The 17250-nt window shown below is 66.6% G+C and carries 18 protein-coding genes and 1 tRNA gene; all 19 read right to left on the bottom strand.

The features are described from left to right. Complete coding sequence (gene nuoE, locus WCE59_RS01105) at nt 1-528, bottom strand: NADH-quinone oxidoreductase subunit NuoE (RefSeq protein WP_343256855.1); 528 nt, start codon at nt 526-528, stop codon at nt 1-3. A 5-nt stretch (nt 529-533) separates the two neighbouring features. Beyond that, nucleotides 534-1844 carry an NADH-quinone oxidoreductase subunit D gene (locus tag WCE59_RS01100; protein ID WP_449284068.1) on the bottom strand — a complete coding sequence of 437 codons (1311 nt, stop codon included), beginning with the start codon at nt 1842-1844 and terminating at the stop codon, nt 534-536. Further along, nucleotides 1841-2629, bottom strand: coding sequence for an NADH-quinone oxidoreductase subunit C (locus WCE59_RS01095; protein ID WP_343256854.1), 789 nt, complete (start codon nt 2627-2629; stop codon nt 1841-1843). Before WCE59_RS01095 ends, WCE59_RS01100 begins: the two co-directional genes overlap by 4 nt. Next, nucleotides 2622-3209 carry a NuoB/complex I 20 kDa subunit family protein gene (locus WCE59_RS01090; RefSeq protein ID WP_343256853.1) on the bottom strand — a complete coding sequence of 196 codons (588 nt, stop codon included), beginning with the start codon at nt 3207-3209 and terminating at the stop codon, nt 2622-2624. Before WCE59_RS01090 ends, WCE59_RS01095 begins: the two co-directional genes overlap by 8 nt. Next, nucleotides 3200-3556 (bottom strand): NADH-quinone oxidoreductase subunit A, encoded by a 357-nt coding sequence (locus tag WCE59_RS01085; protein WP_343256852.1) that lies wholly within the window; start codon nt 3554-3556, stop codon nt 3200-3202. Before WCE59_RS01085 ends, WCE59_RS01090 begins: the two co-directional genes overlap by 10 nt. Nucleotides 3557-3798: 242 nt before the next feature. Then, nucleotides 3799-3883: transfer RNA gene (locus WCE59_RS01080), tRNA-Leu, on the bottom strand. 61 nt (nt 3884-3944) lie between these two features. Further along, the gene (gene secG / locus WCE59_RS01075; protein WP_343256851.1) at nt 3945-4367 is read right to left on the bottom strand and encodes a preprotein translocase subunit SecG; all 423 of its coding nucleotides are present in this window, start codon (nt 4365-4367) and stop codon (nt 3945-3947) included. A 17-nt stretch (nt 4368-4384) separates the two neighbouring features. Next, entirely contained in the window at nt 4385-5137 is a 753-nt protein-coding gene (gene tpiA / locus WCE59_RS01070; protein WP_343256850.1) for a triose-phosphate isomerase, read from the bottom strand. Between the two features lie 84 nt (nt 5138-5221). Next, the gene (locus WCE59_RS01065; protein WP_343256849.1) at nt 5222-6160 is read right to left on the bottom strand and encodes an isopenicillin N synthase family dioxygenase; all 939 of its coding nucleotides are present in this window, start codon (nt 6158-6160) and stop codon (nt 5222-5224) included. 19 nt (nt 6161-6179) lie between these two features. Beyond that, a complete protein-coding gene (glmM, locus tag WCE59_RS01060; protein WP_343256848.1) occupies nt 6180-7529 on the bottom strand; it encodes a phosphoglucosamine mutase in 1350 nt (449 codons plus the stop codon). Further along, nucleotides 7526-8416, bottom strand: coding sequence for an acetyl-CoA carboxylase, carboxyltransferase subunit beta (accD, locus tag WCE59_RS01055; protein WP_343256847.1), 891 nt, complete (start codon nt 8414-8416; stop codon nt 7526-7528). The genes glmM and accD overlap by 4 nt, the downstream gene beginning before the upstream one ends. Before the next feature lie 146 nt (nt 8417-8562). Further along, a complete protein-coding gene (gene trpA, locus WCE59_RS01050) occupies nt 8563-9366 on the bottom strand; it encodes a tryptophan synthase subunit alpha (protein ID WP_343256846.1) in 804 nt (267 codons plus the stop codon). Next, entirely contained in the window at nt 9363-10574 is a 1212-nt protein-coding gene (gene trpB, locus WCE59_RS01045; RefSeq protein ID WP_343256845.1) for a tryptophan synthase subunit beta, read from the bottom strand. Before trpB ends, trpA begins: the two co-directional genes overlap by 4 nt. Beyond that, entirely contained in the window at nt 10567-11250 is a 684-nt protein-coding gene (locus WCE59_RS01040; RefSeq protein WP_343256844.1) for a phosphoribosylanthranilate isomerase, read from the bottom strand. Before WCE59_RS01040 ends, trpB begins: the two co-directional genes overlap by 8 nt. Next, a complete protein-coding gene (gene truA / locus WCE59_RS01035; protein WP_343256843.1) occupies nt 11247-12029 on the bottom strand; it encodes a tRNA pseudouridine(38-40) synthase TruA in 783 nt (260 codons plus the stop codon). The genes WCE59_RS01040 and truA overlap by 4 nt, the downstream gene beginning before the upstream one ends. Nucleotides 12030-12062: 33 nt before the next feature. Then, a complete protein-coding gene (locus WCE59_RS01030; protein ID WP_343256842.1) occupies nt 12063-14036 on the bottom strand; it encodes a FimV/HubP family polar landmark protein in 1974 nt (657 codons plus the stop codon). Between the two features lie 65 nt (nt 14037-14101). After that, on the bottom strand, nt 14102-15148 hold the full coding sequence (locus WCE59_RS01025) for an aspartate-semialdehyde dehydrogenase (RefSeq protein WP_449284067.1): 1047 nt from the start codon (nt 15146-15148) through the stop codon (nt 14102-14104). Beyond that, a complete protein-coding gene (gene aroC / locus WCE59_RS01020; protein ID WP_343256841.1) occupies nt 15141-16256 on the bottom strand; it encodes a chorismate synthase in 1116 nt (371 codons plus the stop codon). Before aroC ends, WCE59_RS01025 begins: the two co-directional genes overlap by 8 nt. 5 nt (nt 16257-16261) lie before the next feature. Further along, nucleotides 16262-17224 carry a 50S ribosomal protein L3 N(5)-glutamine methyltransferase gene (prmB, locus tag WCE59_RS01015; RefSeq protein WP_343256840.1) on the bottom strand — a complete coding sequence of 321 codons (963 nt, stop codon included), beginning with the start codon at nt 17222-17224 and terminating at the stop codon, nt 16262-16264. Nucleotides 17225-17250 lie beyond the last annotated feature (26 nt).

Raw genomic sequence — 17250 nt, 5'->3', positions numbered from 1 at the left:
TCACTTCAGTCCGTCGAGCAGCTCGTCCACCTTCGCGGTGGTGAGCTTCTCGTGGTAATTGCCGTTGATGAGGAGTACCGGCGCGCCGCAGCATGCGGCCACGCACTCTTCCTCACGCTTGAGGAACACGCGGCCATCGGCGGTGCTCTCACCCAGCTTGCAACCCAGCTTCTTTTCCGCGTGGGCAACCAGCTCGTCGGCCCCATTGAGCCAGCAGCTGATGTTGGTGCAGAAGGCCACGTTGTTGCGCCCGACTTCGCCGACGATGAACATCGAATAGAAGCTGGCCACTTCGTAGGCCCAGACCGGAGGCAGATCAAGGTACCTGGCCACCGCGGCGATGATCTCGTCGCTCAGCCAGCCGCCGTTCTGCTCCTGGGCGGCGAACAGCGCCTGGATCACCGCCGAGCGCTTGCGGTCCGCAGGAAACCGGCCCACCCAATGGTCAATCGTCGCACGGGTGTCGTCGCTGAGCGCCACCATCGGGTCGACATTGCGAGCCTTCTCGAAATTGCCTGTCGCTTTCATCGTCCTTACCTGTCGATCTCGCCGAACACGACGTCATAGGTGCCGATCATGGCCACCACGTCGGACAGCATGTGTCCCCTGACCACCGTGTCCATGGACGACAGGTGGGCGAAGCCCGGCGCACGCAGGTGCACGCGGAACGGCTTGTTGGCGCCGTCGGAAACCAGATAACAGCCGAACTCGCCCTTGGGCGCTTCCACTGCCTGGTAGGTCTCGCCCGCCGGCACGCTGTAGCCTTCGCTGAACAGCTTGAAATGGTGGATCAGGGCTTCCATGTCGTCCTTCATCTCCTCGCGGGAGGGAGGCGCCACCTTGAAGTTGTCCACCATGACCGGGCCCGGGTTGGCCTTCAGCCATGCAACGCACTGCTCGACGATCCGGATCGACTGGCGCATCTCGGCCATGCGCACCAGGTAACGGTCGTAACAATCGCCATTCACGCCCACAGCGATGTCGAAATCGACCTCGGCGTACTTGGCATACGGCTGGGTCTTGCGCAGATCCCATTCCACGCCCGAGCCACGCAGCATCGGACCGGTCATGCCCCAGGCCAGCGCCTGCTCGGGCGGGATCACGCCAATGCCGACGGTGCGCTGCTTCCAGATACGGTTGTCGGTGAGCAGGGTTTCGTATTCGTCGACGCGACCCGGGAAGTCCTTGGCGAAGGCTTCCAGGAAATCCAGCATCGAGCCCTCGCGCCACTCGTTGAAGCGGTTGAGCTTCGCGCCCTTGCGCCACGGCGATTCGCGGTACTTCGGCATCGTGTTGGGCAGATCGCGGTACACGCCGCCGGGACGGTAGTAGGCCGCGTGCATACGCGCGCCGCTGACCGCCTCGTACACATCCATCAGCTCCTCGCGCTCACGGAACGCGTAGAGCATCACCGCCATCGCGCCCAGGTCCAGCGCGTTGCCGCCCAGCCACATCAGGTGGTTGAGGATGCGGGTGATTTCGTCGAACAGGGTGCGGATCCACTGCGCGCGCTCCGGCGCCTCGATCCCCATCAGGGTCTCGATGGAGCGCACGTAGGCGTGCTCGTTGCACATCATCGACACGTAGTCGAGGCGATCCATGTAGCCGATCGAATGGTTGAACGGCTTGGACTCGGCCAGCTTCTCAGTGGCGCGGTGCAGCAGGCCCACGTGGGGGTCGGCACGCAGCACGGTTTCGCCTTCCATTTCCAGGATCAGGCGCAGCACGCCGTGCGCGGACGGATGCTGGGGACCGAAGTTCATCGTGTAGCTGCGGATCTCCCGGTCAGGGGAGTCGATATTCACGTCAGCAGCTCCAGCGCCGGAATTTGACACCGAACTCATTTCACTGCTCCTGCATCGGCCGGGCCGATACCGGGGGTCGGGCTGTAATCAACCTGCTCACCGGCCGAAGTGGCATAGCGGGCGTCGTCACGGATCACCTTGGGCACGGTCACCCGCGGCTCCACCGAGGTCACCGGCTCATACACCACGCGCTTGCGCTCGGGGTCGTAGCGGACCTCGACGTTGCCGATCAGCGGGAAGTCCTTGCGGAACGGATGGCCCACGAATCCGTAGTCGGTCAGGATCCGGCGCAGGTCCGGATGACCCTGGTACACGATGCCGAACAGGTCGAACGCCTCGCGCTCGAACCAGTTGGCCACCGGCCAGATACCGGTCAGCGAGTGCAGCATCGGTACTTCTTCGTCAGGCGCGAATGCCGTCACCCGAAGGCGCAGGTTGTGCTGCACGGACAGCAGCTGCACCACAGTGGCAAAGCGGCGCTCGGGCACCGGCACTGCGCCCTCGCCCGCCGGCTGTTCCAGCTGCTGGCTGTGGGTCTGGCCGAATGCGAAACGCCCGGGTCCGCGACCGACAACGCCGCGGCTGTAGCCGTGCGAGGACACGCCGGTGTCCCACTCATCGGTACCGTATCCAAGGGTGTCCACGCCGCACAGATCGATCAGCTGTTCGAAGCCGAACTCGTCGCGCAGCACCTGGCATGCGGACAGCCACTGGTCGGCCTGCAACATGATTCCAACTTCCGCGCGCGAGCCGGTCACGCTGACCTCGGCGCCGTCGAAGCGTTCGCGCAGGCGCTCTGCCAGCGCCAGATGCCGATCAGCCATTGCGCTGCCCCGTCGGCTCATCACCAAAGTTGCTGGCGCGGCGGATCTTGCGCTGCAGCTGCAGGATGCCGTAGACCAGCGCTTCGGCGGTCGGCGGACAGCCAGGTACGTACACGTCAACCGGGATCACCCGGTCACAGCCGCGAACGACCGAATAGGAATAGTGGTAGTAGCCGCCGCCATTGGCGCAGCTGCCCATGGAAATCACCCACTTGGGGTCGGGCATCTGGTCGTAGACCTTGCGCAGCGCGGGGGCCATCTTGTTGACCAGCGTGCCGGCCACGATCATCACGTCGGCCTGGCGCGGCGACGGACGGAAGATCACCCCGAAACGGTCCATGTCCATGCGCGCGGCGCCGGCGTGCATCATTTCCACGGCGCAGCAGGCCAGGCCAAACGTGACCGGCCACATCGAGCCGGTACGCGCCCAGTTCAACAGGGTGTCGGAGTTGGTGGTGACGAAGCCGCGCTCAAGCAGCGGGTTGTCACCCCCGGGGCGCAGGATGTCATCCAGCCGCGCCTCCGGCTCCGGGTTGCTGGCCATGTCAGCAACCTTGCGGATTGTCTGCGTCACTCCCATTCCAGGGCTCCCTTCTTCCACACGTAAATGAAGCCCAGCAGCAGCAGGCCCACGAAGATGCCCATCTCCACCAGTCCCACCATGCCGAGGTCGCGGAAGACCGTGGCCCACGGAAGGATGAAGATGATTTCAAGATCGAAGACGATGAACTGGATCGCGATCAGGTAATAGCGCACGTCGAACTGCATGCGCGCATCTTCGAATGCTTCGAAACCCGATTCGTACGGTGACAGCTTCTCTGCGTTGGGACTCTTCGGTCCGAGCAGCCGACCGATGATCAGCAGGGCGACGCCAATGCCTGTGGCGACGATCAGGAACAGCAAAGTGGGCAGGTATTCGGCCAGCACGCGTTGTTCTCTCGGCTAGCGGCCGCATCGCGGCCGTCGCTGGGCGCTTTCGCGCCGGGAGACCATCCTTCGCAATGATGGAGGGTCAAAAAAACGGGACCCGGATTATCAGGTCCACCTGTTCAATTGTAACTAATCCTGAACCGGTGAGTAAAGGATTGGAGTTTGCCTGCGCACGTACAAAATACCCCGCGCTGGGCGGGGTTGCGATAATGGCCGGGCAATCACGCCGGCCTGGTTGTTGGTGCCCAAGAGGGGACTCGAACCCCTACGACTCTCGTCGCTACCACCTCAAGGTAGTGCGTCTACCAATTCCGCCACCTGGGCACTGAAACCGCTTTGAACCACCGCTTTGAAACCTTGCGCAACCCGGGGATTGTACCCCCTGTCAGTTGCCTTCTGTCTCCTGTTCGGAGCCTTCCGCCGGAGCCTGCGGCACGGCGGGCACGGAGCCCTCTTCGGCCGGAGCAGTGATCTCGGGCGCCTGGGGCACAGTGGGGTCAGCCACCGGCGCCTGTGGCACCGTCGGGACCGAGCCCATGATGCCCATGTCCTGCTGCATCTGACCCAGGCTGGCGTTGCGGGTGGCAAACCAGGCCATGGCCAGGGTGATGGCGAAGAACGTAATCGCCAGCCACTTGGTCGCCTTGGTCAGGAAGCTGGCCGAGCCACGCGCACCGAAGACGGTGGACGAAGCGCCGCCCCCGAAACCGGAGCCGGCCGCGGCACCGGTGCCGCGCTGCATGAGGATCAGCACCACCATCGAAATGGCGACGATCACGAACAGGATATTGAGTACGTACAGCAGCATCGGATCGGGTCCGTTGGTCAGCGCGCCGCAGCGGCGATGATGGCGAGGAAATCCGCGGCCGCCAGGGAGGCGCCGCCGATCAACCCACCGTCAACGTCAGGCTGCGAAAACAGCGCGGGGGCGTTGTCGGGTTTGCAACTGCCGCCATAGAGGATCGGCAGCAAGCCGGCGATTGTAGCATCCTGTCTGGCCGCCTCGCTACGGATGAATGCGTGCACCTGCTGCGCCTGTTCCGTGGTTGCGGTGCGGCCGGTACCAATGGCCCAGACCGGCTCGTAGGCGACGATCGCCCCGTCCAGCGCCTGCGCGCCGCCGATCTCGAACACCGGAGCCAGCTGGCTGCCGATCACGGCCTCGGTATTGCCCGCTTCGCGGTCCTCAAGGGTCTCGCCAACGCACAGGATCGGCACCAGTCCGGCCGATTTGGCCGCCATGAACTTGCGCGCCACCAGGGCGCTGTCCTCGCCGTGGTACTGGCGGCGCTCGGAGTGTCCCACCAGAGTATGGGTGGCCCCGACATCGGCCAGCATGGCCGCGGAGATTTCACCGGTGTAGGCGCCATTTGGATGCTCGCTCACGTCCTGGGCGCCAAAGGAGAAACCCCGGCCCTTCCAGTTGCCTACCAGTTCCGGCAGGTAGGCATACGGCGGCAGCACGATCGCCTGCACGCCATCAGCCACGCCCACGGCAGTCATGCCCTGCAGCAGCGCATTGGCAAACGCGCGATCACCGTTGAGCTTCCAGTTTCCTGCCACGATCCGTGGGCGCATATCGACTCCAGTTGAAATCATGAGGGGATCAATTCTATCCACTGGTACCGGAAGCATTCCGGCACTGATGGAAGTTGTCAGCTGTTACTTGAGCTTGATTTCCTTCAGCCGCTCGTCCAGGAAACCCTGGGCGGTGATGGGTTCGGGGTAACGGCTCGGGTTGTCGGCGCTGATGCACGAAGGCAGCACGTCGATCAGGAAATCCGGGTTCGGATGCAGGAAGAACGGCACCGAATAGCGCGGCTCACGCGCCTGCTCCCCGGGCGGATTCACCACCCGGTGGATCGTCGACGGGTACACATGGTTGGTCAGGCGCTCAAGCATGTCGCCGATATTGACCACGATGGTGTCGCCCGCGGAAGTGAACGGCACCCATTCGCCCTGCTTGGACAACACCTCAAGCCCCGCGGCGCTGGCGCCAACCAGCAGGGTGATGAAGTTGATGTCGCCATGCGCGCCGGCGCGCACGTTGGGGATGTCGTCGGCGGTGATCGGCGGGTAGTGGATCGGCCGCAGGATCGAGTTGCCGAAGTTGGTCTTGTCAGCGAAGAAGTCTTCCGCCAGACCGATGTGCAGCGCCAGCGCGCTCAGCACGCGCGAACCCAGCGCATCCAGCGCCTGGTAGAGCCCGTAACCATGCTCGCGGAACCCGGGCACTTCCTCCGGCCACTGGTTCGGCGGCATCACATCGCGGTACCTGGAGTCATCGGCAATCTCACGACCGATGTGCCAGAACTCCTTGAGGTCGAAGTGCTTGGAGCCCTTGGCCGTCTCCACGCCAAACGGGGTATAGCCACGCGCACCGCCACCGCCGGGCACGTGGTATTTCCGCTTGGTTTCCTCGGGCAGTGCGAAAAACGCCTTGAACGCCTCGTAGGCGGCATCGATATCAGCCTGCGGAATGCCATGGCCGTTGATGCCGGCGAAGCCCCATTCGCGGTAGGCGGCGCCCAACTCGGCCACGAAGGCCTCGCGGTCGCTGTCGAAACGCCGGATATCCAGCGTGGGAATACGTGAAGACATTTCGATCTCCGTCAGTCGTTCAGGCCGCTGACGCGCGGACTACCGCGGCCAGAGCATCAAGAGTGTTCTGCATGAGCGCATCATCATCGGCTTCCACCGTCACCCGCACCACGGGCTCGGTGCCCGAAGGCCGCAGGAAGGCGCGTCCCCTGCCCTGCACCGCAGACTGGGCGCTGGCCAGGGCCTGCTGCACTTCAGGCGCATCCACCGGCAGCTTGCCGCCTTCATAGCGCACGTTCACGGTTTTCTGCGGGACTTTTTCCAGACCCTGCAGTGCCTCGCTCAGGCTGATGTCGCGGCGCTTGAGTACCTCCAGCACCTGCAGCGCGGCAACGATGCCATCACCGGTACTGGCGCGATCCAGGCACAGCAGGTGCCCGGATGCTTCGCCGCCCAGCACGCCATCGTGCTCGAGCAGGGCCTGGTGCACGTGGCGGTCACCCACCTTGGCGCGGATGAAGTCGATGCCACGCTCGCCCAGGGCGCGCTCGAAGCCGTAGTTGGTCATCAGGGTGCCGACGACCGGCCCTTTGAGCCGACCGGTCTGCTGCCAGTCGCAGGCCAGGATGTAGAGCAGGTCGTCGCCGTCGACGACGCGCCCGCCAGGCGCGACAAACATCACCCGATCGCCGTCGCCGTCAAAGGCGATACCCAGATCCGCGCCCGTTGCCTCAACGTGCTTCACCAGCGCATCGGGATGGGTGGTTCCCACCCCTTCGTTGATGTTCAGCCCGTCCGGATCCACGCCGATGGCATTCACGCGGGCGCCCAGTTCGCGCAGCACCAGCGGACCGACCTTGTAGGTGGCGCCATTGGCGCAGTCCATGGCCACGTGCATGCCATTGAGCTCAAAGCCCCGCTGCAGCGATGACTTGCTCGCTTCCAGATAGCGTCCCACCGCATCGCGGGTGCGCACGGTCTTGCCGATCCTGTCCGAGTCCACGGTGCGGAACGGCTGCTCCAGCGCGGCCTCGATCGCCAGCTCGGTGGCATCGTCCAGTTTTTCGCCTTCGTGGGAAAAAAACTTGATGCCGTTGTCGTGGTGCGGGTTGTGCGAGGCCGAAATCACGATCCCGCCATCGGCACGCAGCGAACGCGCCAGGTGGGCAACGGCCGGCGTCGGCATCGGCCCCATCAGCTGCACGTTCACCCCGGCCGCCACCAGGCCGGCCTCGAGGGCCGCTTCGAACATATAGTTGGAGATGCGGGTGTCCTTGCCGATCACCACCAGCGGCTTGCGACTCCCCTGCCTGGCCTCCACCAGCGTATGGCCATAGGCGTTGCCCAGGCGCAGCACGAAGTCCGCTGAAATCGGCGACTGCCCGACCCGGCCACGGATGCCGTCGGTGCCAAAATACTTCCGGCTCACGCGGCCACCTCGGGATCAGGCGCGGGCTGCGGCTGCTTCATCATCATCGCCAGCAGGCGCGAAATGCGATCGCGCAGCTCGCGCCGGTCACAGATCTGGTCGATCGCACCGTGCTCAACCAGGAATTCGCTGCGCTGGAAGCCTTCCGGCAACGTCTCGCGCACGGTCTGCTCGATCACCCGCGGCCCGGCGAAGCCGATCAGGGCTTCCGGTTCGGCCATGTTGATGTCACCCAGCATGGCGAACGACGCCGAAACACCACCGGTGGTCGGATGGGTCATGACCGAGATGTAGGGCAGCCCGGCGGCGCGCAGGCGGCCCAGCGCGGCGGAGGTCTTGGCCATCTGCATCAGCGAGAACAGGCTCTCCTGCATGCGCGCACCACCGCTGGCGGCAAAGCAGACGAACGGGCAGCCCAGCTCCAGGGCGCGCTCGACGCCGAGGGCGAAGCGCTCGCCCACCACGGACCCCATCGAACCGCCCATGAAGGCGAAGTCGAAGGCGGCGGCCACGATCGGCTGCTGCTTGAGCGTGCCTTCCAGCACCACCAGCGCATCGCGCTCGCCCGTGGCTTTCTGTGCGGCCTTGATCCGGTCGCTGTAGCGCTTCTGGTCGCGGAAGCGCAGCACATCGGTTGGCCCGAGTTCGGCGCCGATCTCGGTGCCGACGCCGGCATCAAGGAAGCCGCGCAGCCGTGCACGCGCGCGGATGGCGCGGTGGGCATTGCACTTGGGGCAGACCTCGAGGTTCTGCTCCAGCTCGGGCCGATACAGGATCGCGCCACAGCGGTCGCATTTTTCCCACAGCCCTTCGGGCACGTTGCGTTTGCGCGGGGCACCGGTTTCGGTGCGGATGGCACCGGGCATCAGTTTTTTCAGCCAGCTCAATTCGTTTTCGTCCGTTGTGATGATCGACGGCGGCGCGCCGGAAATGTCCGGCAGCGCGGATGGGCAAGTCTAGCAGGCGGCCCGACGGGCCAGCATCTGTGACCCGGTGTCCGGAGCTGCCCGCAAGCTGTTGATCGGATAAGCGTTCAGGCGTCCAACGCGGCGCGTAACGGGGCCAGGAAGGCGGCTGCGGCCTGCGCTGCGGCGTCGGGACTGTCGGCTGCTTCCATCGCCGACACCAGCGCGCTGCCGACCACCGCGCCATCGGCGTCGGCCGCCATCGCCCGGGCGCTGTCGGCATCGCGGATACCAAAGCCCACCACAACCGGTACGCCCGCCCGCTCGCGGATCACCCGCAGGCGTTCTCCCGCCGCGCCTGCGTCAAGTCGACCGGAATCCCCCGTCACCCCGGCGAAGCTGACGTAGTAGAGATAACCGTTGGCCAGGGCGCACAGCTTCTCCAGCCGCTCCGGCCCCGTGGTTGGTGAGAGCAGCAGGATCAGGGCGACGCCGGCCTGCCCGAACGCCTCGCGGTATTCGTCGGCTTCTTCCGGCGGCAGGTCCACCAGCAGCACGCCGTCCACACCGGCTTCCGCGGCTTGGCGGGCATAGCGCTCCGGCCCGCGGATCTCGACCGGGTTCAGATATCCCATCAGCACCACCGGGGTATCCGGATCGCGCTCACGGAAAGTCCGCACCGCGTCGAATACGTAATCCGGACCGGCTCCGCGCGCCAATGCACGCTCTGAGGCGCGCTGGATCACCGGGCCGTCTGCCATGGGATCGGAAAACGGCATGCCCAGCTCGATCACATTCGCGCCGGCCGTCACCGAGGCGTGCATCACTGGCACCAGCGCCTCAAGCGACGGGTCGCCGGCGGTGATGAAGGGAATCAATGCCTTGCGGCCACTTTCTGCCAGCTCCGCGAAGCGGCGGTCCAGGCGGCTCATACCTCCACCCCTTCGCGCTCGGCGATGGTGTGCACGTCCTTGTCGCCCCGGCCGGACAGGTTGCACAGCACGATCCCGTCGCGCGGAAGTTCACGCGCCAGCTTGATCGCCTGGGCCACCGCATGACTGGACTCCAGCGCGGGGAGGATGCCCTCGGTGCGGGCCAGCGTGTGGAACGCGGCCAGCGCCTCGTCATCGGTCACGCCCATGTACTCGGCGCGCCCGGTGTCCTTGAGGAACGCGTGCTCGGGTCCGACGCCCGGATAGTCCAGTCCGGCCGACACCGAGTGGGTGTGACTGATCTGGCCATCGTCGTCGCACAGCAGGTAGGTGCGGTTGCCGTGCAGCACGCCCGGCCGGCCGGCGGACAGCGACGCCGCGTGGCGACCGGTGGAAATGCCCTCGCCCGCCGCTTCCGCACCGACGATGCGGACATCGCGGTCGTTGAGGAAGGCGTGGAAGATTCCGATCGCATTGCTGCCGCCGCCCACGCAGGCGGTGACCACGTCGGGCAGCCGTCCGTACTGGTCCTGCACCTGCGCGCGCGCTTCGCGCCCGACCACCGCGTTGAAATCACGCACCATGCGCGGATACGGATCAGGCCCGGCCACGGTACCGATGATGTAGAAGGTGTCGGCCACGTTGGTGACCCAGTCGCGCATGGCTTCGTTGAGCGCGTCCTTGAGGGTCGCCGAGCCGGACTTCACCGGCACCACCTCGGCGCCGAGCAGCTTCATCCGGTAGACGTTGATCTTCTGCCGCTCGATATCGGTCGCGCCCATGTAGACCACGCACTCGAGCCCGAGCCGCGCCGCCACCGTGGCCGTGGCCACGCCGTGCTGGCCGGCCCCGGTCTCGGCAATGATCCGGCGCTTGCCCATGCGGGTCGCCAGCAGCGCCTGTCCGATAGTGTTGTTGATCTTGTGCGCGCCGGTGTGGTTCAGGTCTTCGCGCTTGAGCAGGATGCGCGCGCCGCCGGTCTCTTCACTCAGCCGGCGGGCGTGATAGATCGGACTTTCGCGGCCCACGTAGTGCTTCAGGTCCTGCTCGAATTCGGCAATGAACTCCGGATCCACGCGGGCGGCGTCATAGGCCGCAGCCAGCTCTTCCAGCGGGCCGATCAGGGTCTCGGCCACGAAGCGGCCGCCAAAACGGCCGAAGCGGCCATTCGCATCGGGCCACGCCCGGTAATCAATTGTGTCAGTCATTTCCGTTCCGCGGCTCGTCGCCGATCTCCTGGCAGTCTGCGCGGCGTACCTGTTCAACGAACCGTCGCATCAGCTCGCCGTCCTTGATACCCGGCGCGCTTTCAATCCCACTGGCCACGTCCACGCCCCAGGGCAGGGTCGCCAACGCAGCCGCGTAAATATTGTCCGGGCCGAGCCCGCCTGCCAGCAGGAACGGCATTTCGCTGCCCGTCGGCAAGCGCGACCAGTCAAAGCCGCGGCCGCTGCCCGGCTCCACCTCACTGCCGTGGGCATCGAACAGGAATGCCATCGCGGAAGGCCAGCGCAGCCGCAGCGTGTCCATCTCAACGCGGCTGGCCGCATCGCCCATCGCCACGGCCTTGATATAGGGTACGCCGAAGCTGCGGCAGAAGCTGTCTTCCTCGTCTCCGTGGAACTGCAGCAGCGTGGGCCGCACCTGGCGCACCGCCTCGCGCACCTGGCGCTGGGTGTTGTCACGGAACACCGCGACTGCGCTGACCATCGGGGCCAGCGCCACCCGCAGCGCACGCGCCTCTTCCGGCTCCAGCCTGCGCGAGCTGCCCTCGGCAAACACCAGCCCGATTGCATCCACTCCCAGCTCGCCGGCCAGGCGGACATCGCCGGCGCGGGTCATGCCGCAGAACTTGATCCTGGTGCGGAACAGGGTCCGTTTCACTGGCTGACTTCTCCGGGAAGATTCCAATGTGCAGGGTACAGCGGACCGAGGAAAGTCAGCCCCGCCGCGCGCGCCGTAGGCCCGGCTGCAGTGCGATCGCGGGCCGCCAGCACCTCGCCGATCCAGCCTTCAGGGCGCTCGCCTGCACCCACTTCCAGCAGCGAGCCGACGATATTGCGGACCATGTGGTGCAGGAACGCATTGGCCTGCACGTCCACCAGCACCTCTTCACCACTGCGCCGCACGCTGATCGATTGCAGCTCACGGCGTGCGTGTTCGGCCTGGCAGTGCACGGTGCGGAAGCTGGAAAAATCCTGTTCCCCCAGCAGCAGTTGGGCAGCGCGGTGCATGGCGTCGGCGTCCAGCGGCCTGCGCTCCCAGGCCAGGTATTGGCGCTGCAGCGCCGCGCGCACCGGCCGATTGATGATCCGGTAGCGGTAGCGGCGCGCACGGGCGGAGAACCGCGCGCTGAAATCATCGGCGACCGGCACGCACCAGCGCACCGCGACGGATGGCGGAAGATTCGCGCTCGTGCCGAGGACCCAGGCCCGCGGCTGGCGCGGCACGTCGCTGTCAAAATGGGCCACCTGGCAGATGGCATGCACGCCGGCGTCGGTACGCCCGGCGCACACGGTGGCCACCGGCGTGTCCGCCACCCGCGACAACGCCTGCTCCAGCGCACTCTGGATCGTCGCAGGCCCGGGTTCGCCCGGCTGGCTCAGCCGCTGCCAGCCGTGGAAATCGCTGCCGTCGTATTCAACGCCTATCGCAAAACGCATGGGGGAAATTCCGGGCCCTGGTGCAACCGGCGGTCAGGCCAGTTCGACCAGCAGGCGCTCAGCTTCGGCGGCCTCACCCGGGGTACCGGATCCGACCACTTCCCGCAGCAGGTCGCGGGCGGTGTCGATATCGCCCAGCTCGACGTAGGCCTTGGCCAGTTCCAGCCGCTCTTCGGCGCCGGCAAGCAGGTCGTGGCCGGAGGGCTCATCCGGGTCTGCGTCCAGCGAGGGAGTCTGGGCCGTGAAGGTTTCAGGCTCGGGTGCGACCGTGGGCGCAACTGGAGGGAGCGGGTCTTCCCGGACCGGCTCGGCAGGCCGGACATCTGCAGGCCCGACATCTGTTTCGGCGGCGACTACCGTCCCGCCGGATTCATGGCCGGTGTCCTGGTCGGTCTCAGTGGCTGCAGTCGCCGCGCCATCTTGCCTGGACACCGTGTTCGCCGGCGTCGCACCAGCCACCGCACCTGCGCCGCCCGCGTGCCAGGCCGGCGTGCCGGCGGATCGGCGGTGGCCGCCCGCGCCGGCCGGACCGGCTGAGCCGGCTGGCCCGCTGGTCGATTCATCTTTGCGCCGGCTCCTGAGCCAGGCCACGACCGCGGCCAGGATCAATACGAATCCCAGGCCGATCCACAGCCCGGCACCGCTGCCGCCCTGGGCCGTTTCGGGCGCACTGGCGCCGGATTCGTTGGCCTGGGCCAAGGTGGGCGCCGCTTGCTGATTGGACTCGGCCAAGCGCTGCTGCACGGCGGCCAGCTCGCTGTCCTTGAGTTCAATCAGCTGCTGCTGTTTGCCCTGCAGCTGCTCCAGATCGGCCAGGCGCATCTTGAGCTCATCGACCTCCGCATCGCGCGCGGCCAGCGTTTCCCGGGTTTCCTGCAGTTCCTGTCGCAACATCTCACCCTCGCCACCGGCGGCAATGCCGGATCGTGTTCCCGCCTGGCCGCCATCCGCTGAGGACGAGGGCGCGATTTCAAGCCGTGCATCGGCAGTCTGCGTGCCGGACGGCGCCTGCTGATCTCCTGCGACTTCTTCCGCAGCCTGGTCCGTCGTATCCGAGGCAGCAGCCGAAGCCATCGGCTGGGGCCGGGGCGCGGACATTTCGCGCCAGCGGGCCACGTGGCTGCGCACTTCGGCGGTCGCTTCCGCAGTCGACTGCTGCAGCACATCCTCACGATCGGGAATGCGCAGCACCGCGCCTTCGCGCAGCAGGTTGATATTGCCGCCGATGAACGCACCCGGATTGGTGCGCAGCAGCGCAAGCATCATCTGGTTGGTGCTCACGCCCTGATCGCTGGCAAGGCGCTGGGCGATGGTGCTGAGCGCGTCACCGGCCTGGACCGGTGCGAGCTCGCCTGTTGCCGAAGCAGCCGGCGAAGAGCTCGGAACAGCCGGGGCAGCAGCAACCGCAGGAGCCGGTTCGGACGCTGGAGCCGGCTGTGCCTGCGCGGGATCGTCAGCCTCGACCAAGGAATCAGGCGTCGAGACGGTCTCCGGGTCCTCCGCTTGCTGTCCCTCCGCAGCGGCGGACGCGGGCGCTGTCTGCGCGGGTCGGATGATCCTGTCGCCAGCATCGGCCACGGGTGCCTGGATCGACGGCTGCGCGGGCGCGGCAAGGGCGTCCGGGACGTCCAGCAGCGCGGAGTATTCACGCACCAGCCGGCCCTGCCCCCAGTCGGCTTCGATCAGGAAGGTCAGCAGCGACTGGTCAACCGGCACGCCGCTGGTGACCCGCACAACCGGCCGGCCGGACGCGTCCAGCGCCACGTTGAACTGCAGGTCGCGCACCACGCCCTGCGGCGGCTGCAGGCCGATGCGGGCAAACGTTTCGGGCGAAGCAAGGCTGACGCGCAGCTGGCGCAGCTCATTGGGATCACTGGAAACGATGGGGATTTCCGCGAGCAGCGGCTCCCCGTGCTGGGAGCGCACCTGGATCTGACCCAGCCCAAGTGCGAACGCGGGGCTGGCCATAAGCGCCAGCACCAGCGTCCACGCGAATCTCCATCTCATCAGCATGCCTGTCCCCCTTTTGCGCGTTCCGACTCTAGCCGCCTGCAGCGCCGGTCCGCAATGTCTCACAGCCGTGCGGCAACCAGCTCGGCAATCTGTACCGCATTCAACGCGGCGCCCTTGCGGATGTTGTCGGATACGACCCAAAGGTTCAGCCCGCGCGGATGCGACAGGTCTTCGCGGATGCGGCCGACGTAGACCTGATCATCGCCGGATGCGTGGGTGACCGGCGTGGGATAGCCGCCCGGCGCCCGCTCGTCCACCACGGTGACGCCGGGTGCGGACTGCAGCAGCTCCCGGGCCCTGGCCGCGTCGATCTTGTCGCGGGTCTCGATGTGGACCGCCTCGGCGTGCCCGTAGAACACCGGCACGCGCACCGCGGTGGCATTCACCTGGATGGATTCATCGCCCAGGATCCGCCGGGTTTCCCACACCAGCTTCATCTCCTCGCGGGTGTAGCCGTTGTCCAGGAACTCGTCGATATGCGGAATCACATTGAACGCGATCTGCACCGGGAACCGTTCCGGCACGGCGCCCTGGAAGTTGAGCAGCGCGCCGGTCTGGCGCCCCAACTCCTCCATGGCCGCGCGACCGGCGCCGGACACGGACTGATAGGTCGCCACGTTGATGCGTTCGATGCCCACCGCTCGGTGGATCGGTGCCAGCGCCACCATCATCTGCATGGTCGAACAGTTGGGATTGGCGATGATCCCGCGCGGCCGATGGGCCAGGTCGTCCGGATTGACCTCGGCGACCACCAGGGGCACGTCCGGGTCCTGGCGAAAGGCCGAGGAGTTGTCGATCACCGCCGCTCCGGCGGCAGCGAACCGCGGCGCGTGCTCCTGCGAGACCGCCCCGCCGGCTGCAAAAAACGCAATGTCGATGCCTGCCGGATCAAACGTGGCGAGATCCTGCACCACCAGCTCGTCCTCAACGCCGAAGTCGATAGTGCTTCCTGCCGAGCGCTCGCTGGCCAGGGCCACCAGCCCTTCAAGCGGAAACCTGCGTTCGGCCAGGATGGAGAGGATCGTTTCGCCCACGGTGCCTGTCGCGCCAACCACCGCCATCTTCAGCGGCCTTGCCGTGTGCTGCTTGCCGGCCTGCTCATTCATTGCCATTGCCCTCTGGGACAGAAGCCGCGATCCGCGGCGCCATCCCGTCCACATCACCGCACTGCGCCCGGTGGCGCAGCGCCTGGTCCATCAATTCCAGCGCCATCATCGCCTCACAGATAGGCGTGGCACGGATGCCGACGCAGGGGTCGTGGCGACCGGTGGTCACGATGTCCACCACCTCGCCCGTTTCATCCAGCCCCTCCACCGGAAGCCGCAGGCTGGAGGTCGGCTTGAACGCCACGCTGCACACCACCTGCTGCCCGCTGCTGATGCCGCCCAGCACGCCGCCGGCATGGTTGGAACGGAAGCCATCGGGCGTCATGACATCGCGGTGCTCGCTGCCCTTCTGGGTCACCGCGTCGAAGCCGGCGCCGATCTCCACGCCCTTGACCGCGTTGATCGACATCATCGCTGCGGCCAGGCCAGCATCGAGCTTGCCGTAGACCGGCGCGCCCCAGCCGGGCGGCACGCCGTCAGCCACCACCCGCACTCGACCGCCTACCGAATCGCCGGACTTGCGCAGCGAATCCATGAAGGCCTCCAGCTCGGACACCTGGGAGGCATCCGGCCAGAAGAACGGGTTCGCCTCCACCACCGTCCAGTCGTGGCTGCGCGGAACGATGTCGCCGATCTGCGCCAGGTGGCCGCGCACGCGCACACCATGACGCTCGGCCAACCACTTCTTCGCGATCACCGCGGCAGCCACGCGCATGGTGGTCTCGCGCGCCGATGCGCGGCCGCCGCCGCGCGGATCGCGGATGCCGTATTTGTGCCAGTAGACATAGTCCGCATGCCCGGGCCGGAACTGCCCGGCGATGCGGTCGTAATCCTTGCTGCGTGCATCCGTGTTGCGGATCAGCAGGGCGAGCGGCGTCCCGGTGGTGCGGCCTTCGTACACGCCGGACAGGATCTCCACCGCATCCTCCTCGCGCCGCGCCGAGGTGTGGCGGCTGCGCCCGGTGGCGCGGCGCGCCAGATCGACGCTGAAATCCTCCACTGCAATGGCGATGCCCGGCGGACAGCCATCGATCACGCAGCCGATCGCCGGCCCGTGTGATTCACCGAAGGTGGTGACCCGTAGCAGCTGGCCGAAGGTGTTGGACACGGAACTCAGAACAAATCCGCGCCGGAGCCTGCCGATGTGCGGGATGCCTCCGGCTCACGCGCGGCGGCCAGCTCGCTGATCCGGGCGTTGTGATGCACCAGGTCACGCCTTTCGGCCACGAACACGCCCATCTGTCCGACCTTGAAATCGACCCACGCCAGCGGCAGTTCCGGCAGCAGTGCGACCACGGCGCGCTCGGAATCGCCCACCTCGCACACCAGCACGCCGTCCTCGCTCAGGTGCAGCGGGGCGTCGCGCAGGATCTTCAGCACCAGGTCCAGGCCATCGTCGCCGGCACGCAGGCCCATCTCGGGCTCGTGCACGTATTCGGGCGGCAGCGCGTCGGTTTCATCGTTGGTGACGTACGGCGGGTTGGTGACGATCAGGTCGTAGCGCTCGCCATGCAGGCCTTCGAACAGGTCCGATTCCAGCAGGCGGACGTTGTGCACGTTCTGGCGGGCCACGTTCTCATGGGCCAGCGACAGCGCTTCCGGACTCAGGTCAACCCCGTCCACGTGCCAGTCGGGGTTGTAGTGGGCCATGGCGATGGCAATGCAGCCCGAGCCGGTGCACAGGTCCAGCGCCCGGCGCACGTCGCGCCCGCCCATCCACGGCTCGAACCCTTCCAGGATCAATTCGGCGATCGGCGAGCGCGGCACCAGGGCCCGCTCGTCGCTCTTGAACGACAGGCCGGCGAACCAGGCCTCGCCAGTCAGATAGGCGGCGGGTACGCGCTCCTCGATGCGGCGCAGGAACAGCGCCAGCACGTCTTCCTTTTCGGCCAGGGTGACCCGCGACTGGCCGTACACCGGCGACAGGTCGTGCGGCAGGTGCAGGGCGTGCAGGGTGAGCTGGGTGGATTCGTCCAGGGCGTTGTCGTAACTGTGTCCGAACGCCAGCCCGGCCGCGTTGAAGCGGCTGGCACCGTAGCGGATCAGGTCGATGATGGTACGGAGTTCATCGGTCATGGCAGCGGTGTCCGCGGCGGCAATGG

It is taken from the genome of Luteimonas qiangzhengi, from assembly GCF_039548515.1.
GTDB lineage: Bacteria > Pseudomonadota > Gammaproteobacteria > Xanthomonadales > Xanthomonadaceae > Luteimonas.
This window is presented reverse-complemented; position numbering and strand designations above follow the sequence as displayed.

Excerpts from the sequence above, each read along its gene's own strand:
- secG (WP_343256851.1), bottom strand. The coding sequence starts at position 4,367 with ATGCTGCTGTACGTACTCAATATCCTGTTCGTGATCGTCGCCATTTCG.
- nuoE (WP_343256855.1), bottom strand. The coding sequence starts at position 528 with ATGAAAGCGACAGGCAATTTCGAGAAGGCTCGCAATGTCGACCCGATG.
- WCE59_RS01065 (WP_343256849.1), bottom strand. The coding sequence starts at position 6,160 with ATGTCTTCACGTATTCCCACGCTGGATATCCGGCGTTTCGACAGCGAC.
- WCE59_RS01100 (WP_449284068.1), bottom strand. The coding sequence starts at position 1,844 with ATGAGTTCGGTGTCAAATTCCGGCGCTGGAGCTGCTGACGTGAATATC.
- WCE59_RS01030 (WP_343256842.1), bottom strand. The coding sequence starts at position 14,036 with ATGAGATGGAGATTCGCGTGGACGCTGGTGCTGGCGCTTATGGCCAGC.
- prmB (WP_343256840.1), bottom strand. The coding sequence starts at position 17,224 with ATGACCGATGAACTCCGTACCATCATCGACCTGATCCGCTACGGTGCC.
- WCE59_RS01025 (WP_449284067.1), bottom strand. The coding sequence starts at position 15,148 with ATGAATGAGCAGGCCGGCAAGCAGCACACGGCAAGGCCGCTGAAGATG.
- WCE59_RS01090 (WP_343256853.1), bottom strand. The coding sequence starts at position 3,209 with ATGGGAGTGACGCAGACAATCCGCAAGGTTGCTGACATGGCCAGCAAC.
- tpiA (WP_343256850.1), bottom strand. The coding sequence starts at position 5,137 with ATGCGCCCACGGATCGTGGCAGGAAACTGGAAGCTCAACGGTGATCGC.
- WCE59_RS01095 (WP_343256854.1), bottom strand. The coding sequence starts at position 2,629 with ATGGCTGATCGGCATCTGGCGCTGGCAGAGCGCCTGCGCGAACGCTTC.
- truA (WP_343256843.1), bottom strand. The coding sequence starts at position 12,029 with ATGCGTTTTGCGATAGGCGTTGAATACGACGGCAGCGATTTCCACGGC.
- trpB (WP_343256845.1), bottom strand. The coding sequence starts at position 10,574 with ATGACTGACACAATTGATTACCGGGCGTGGCCCGATGCGAATGGCCGC.
- trpA (WP_343256846.1), bottom strand. The coding sequence starts at position 9,366 with ATGAGCCGCCTGGACCGCCGCTTCGCGGAGCTGGCAGAAAGTGGCCGC.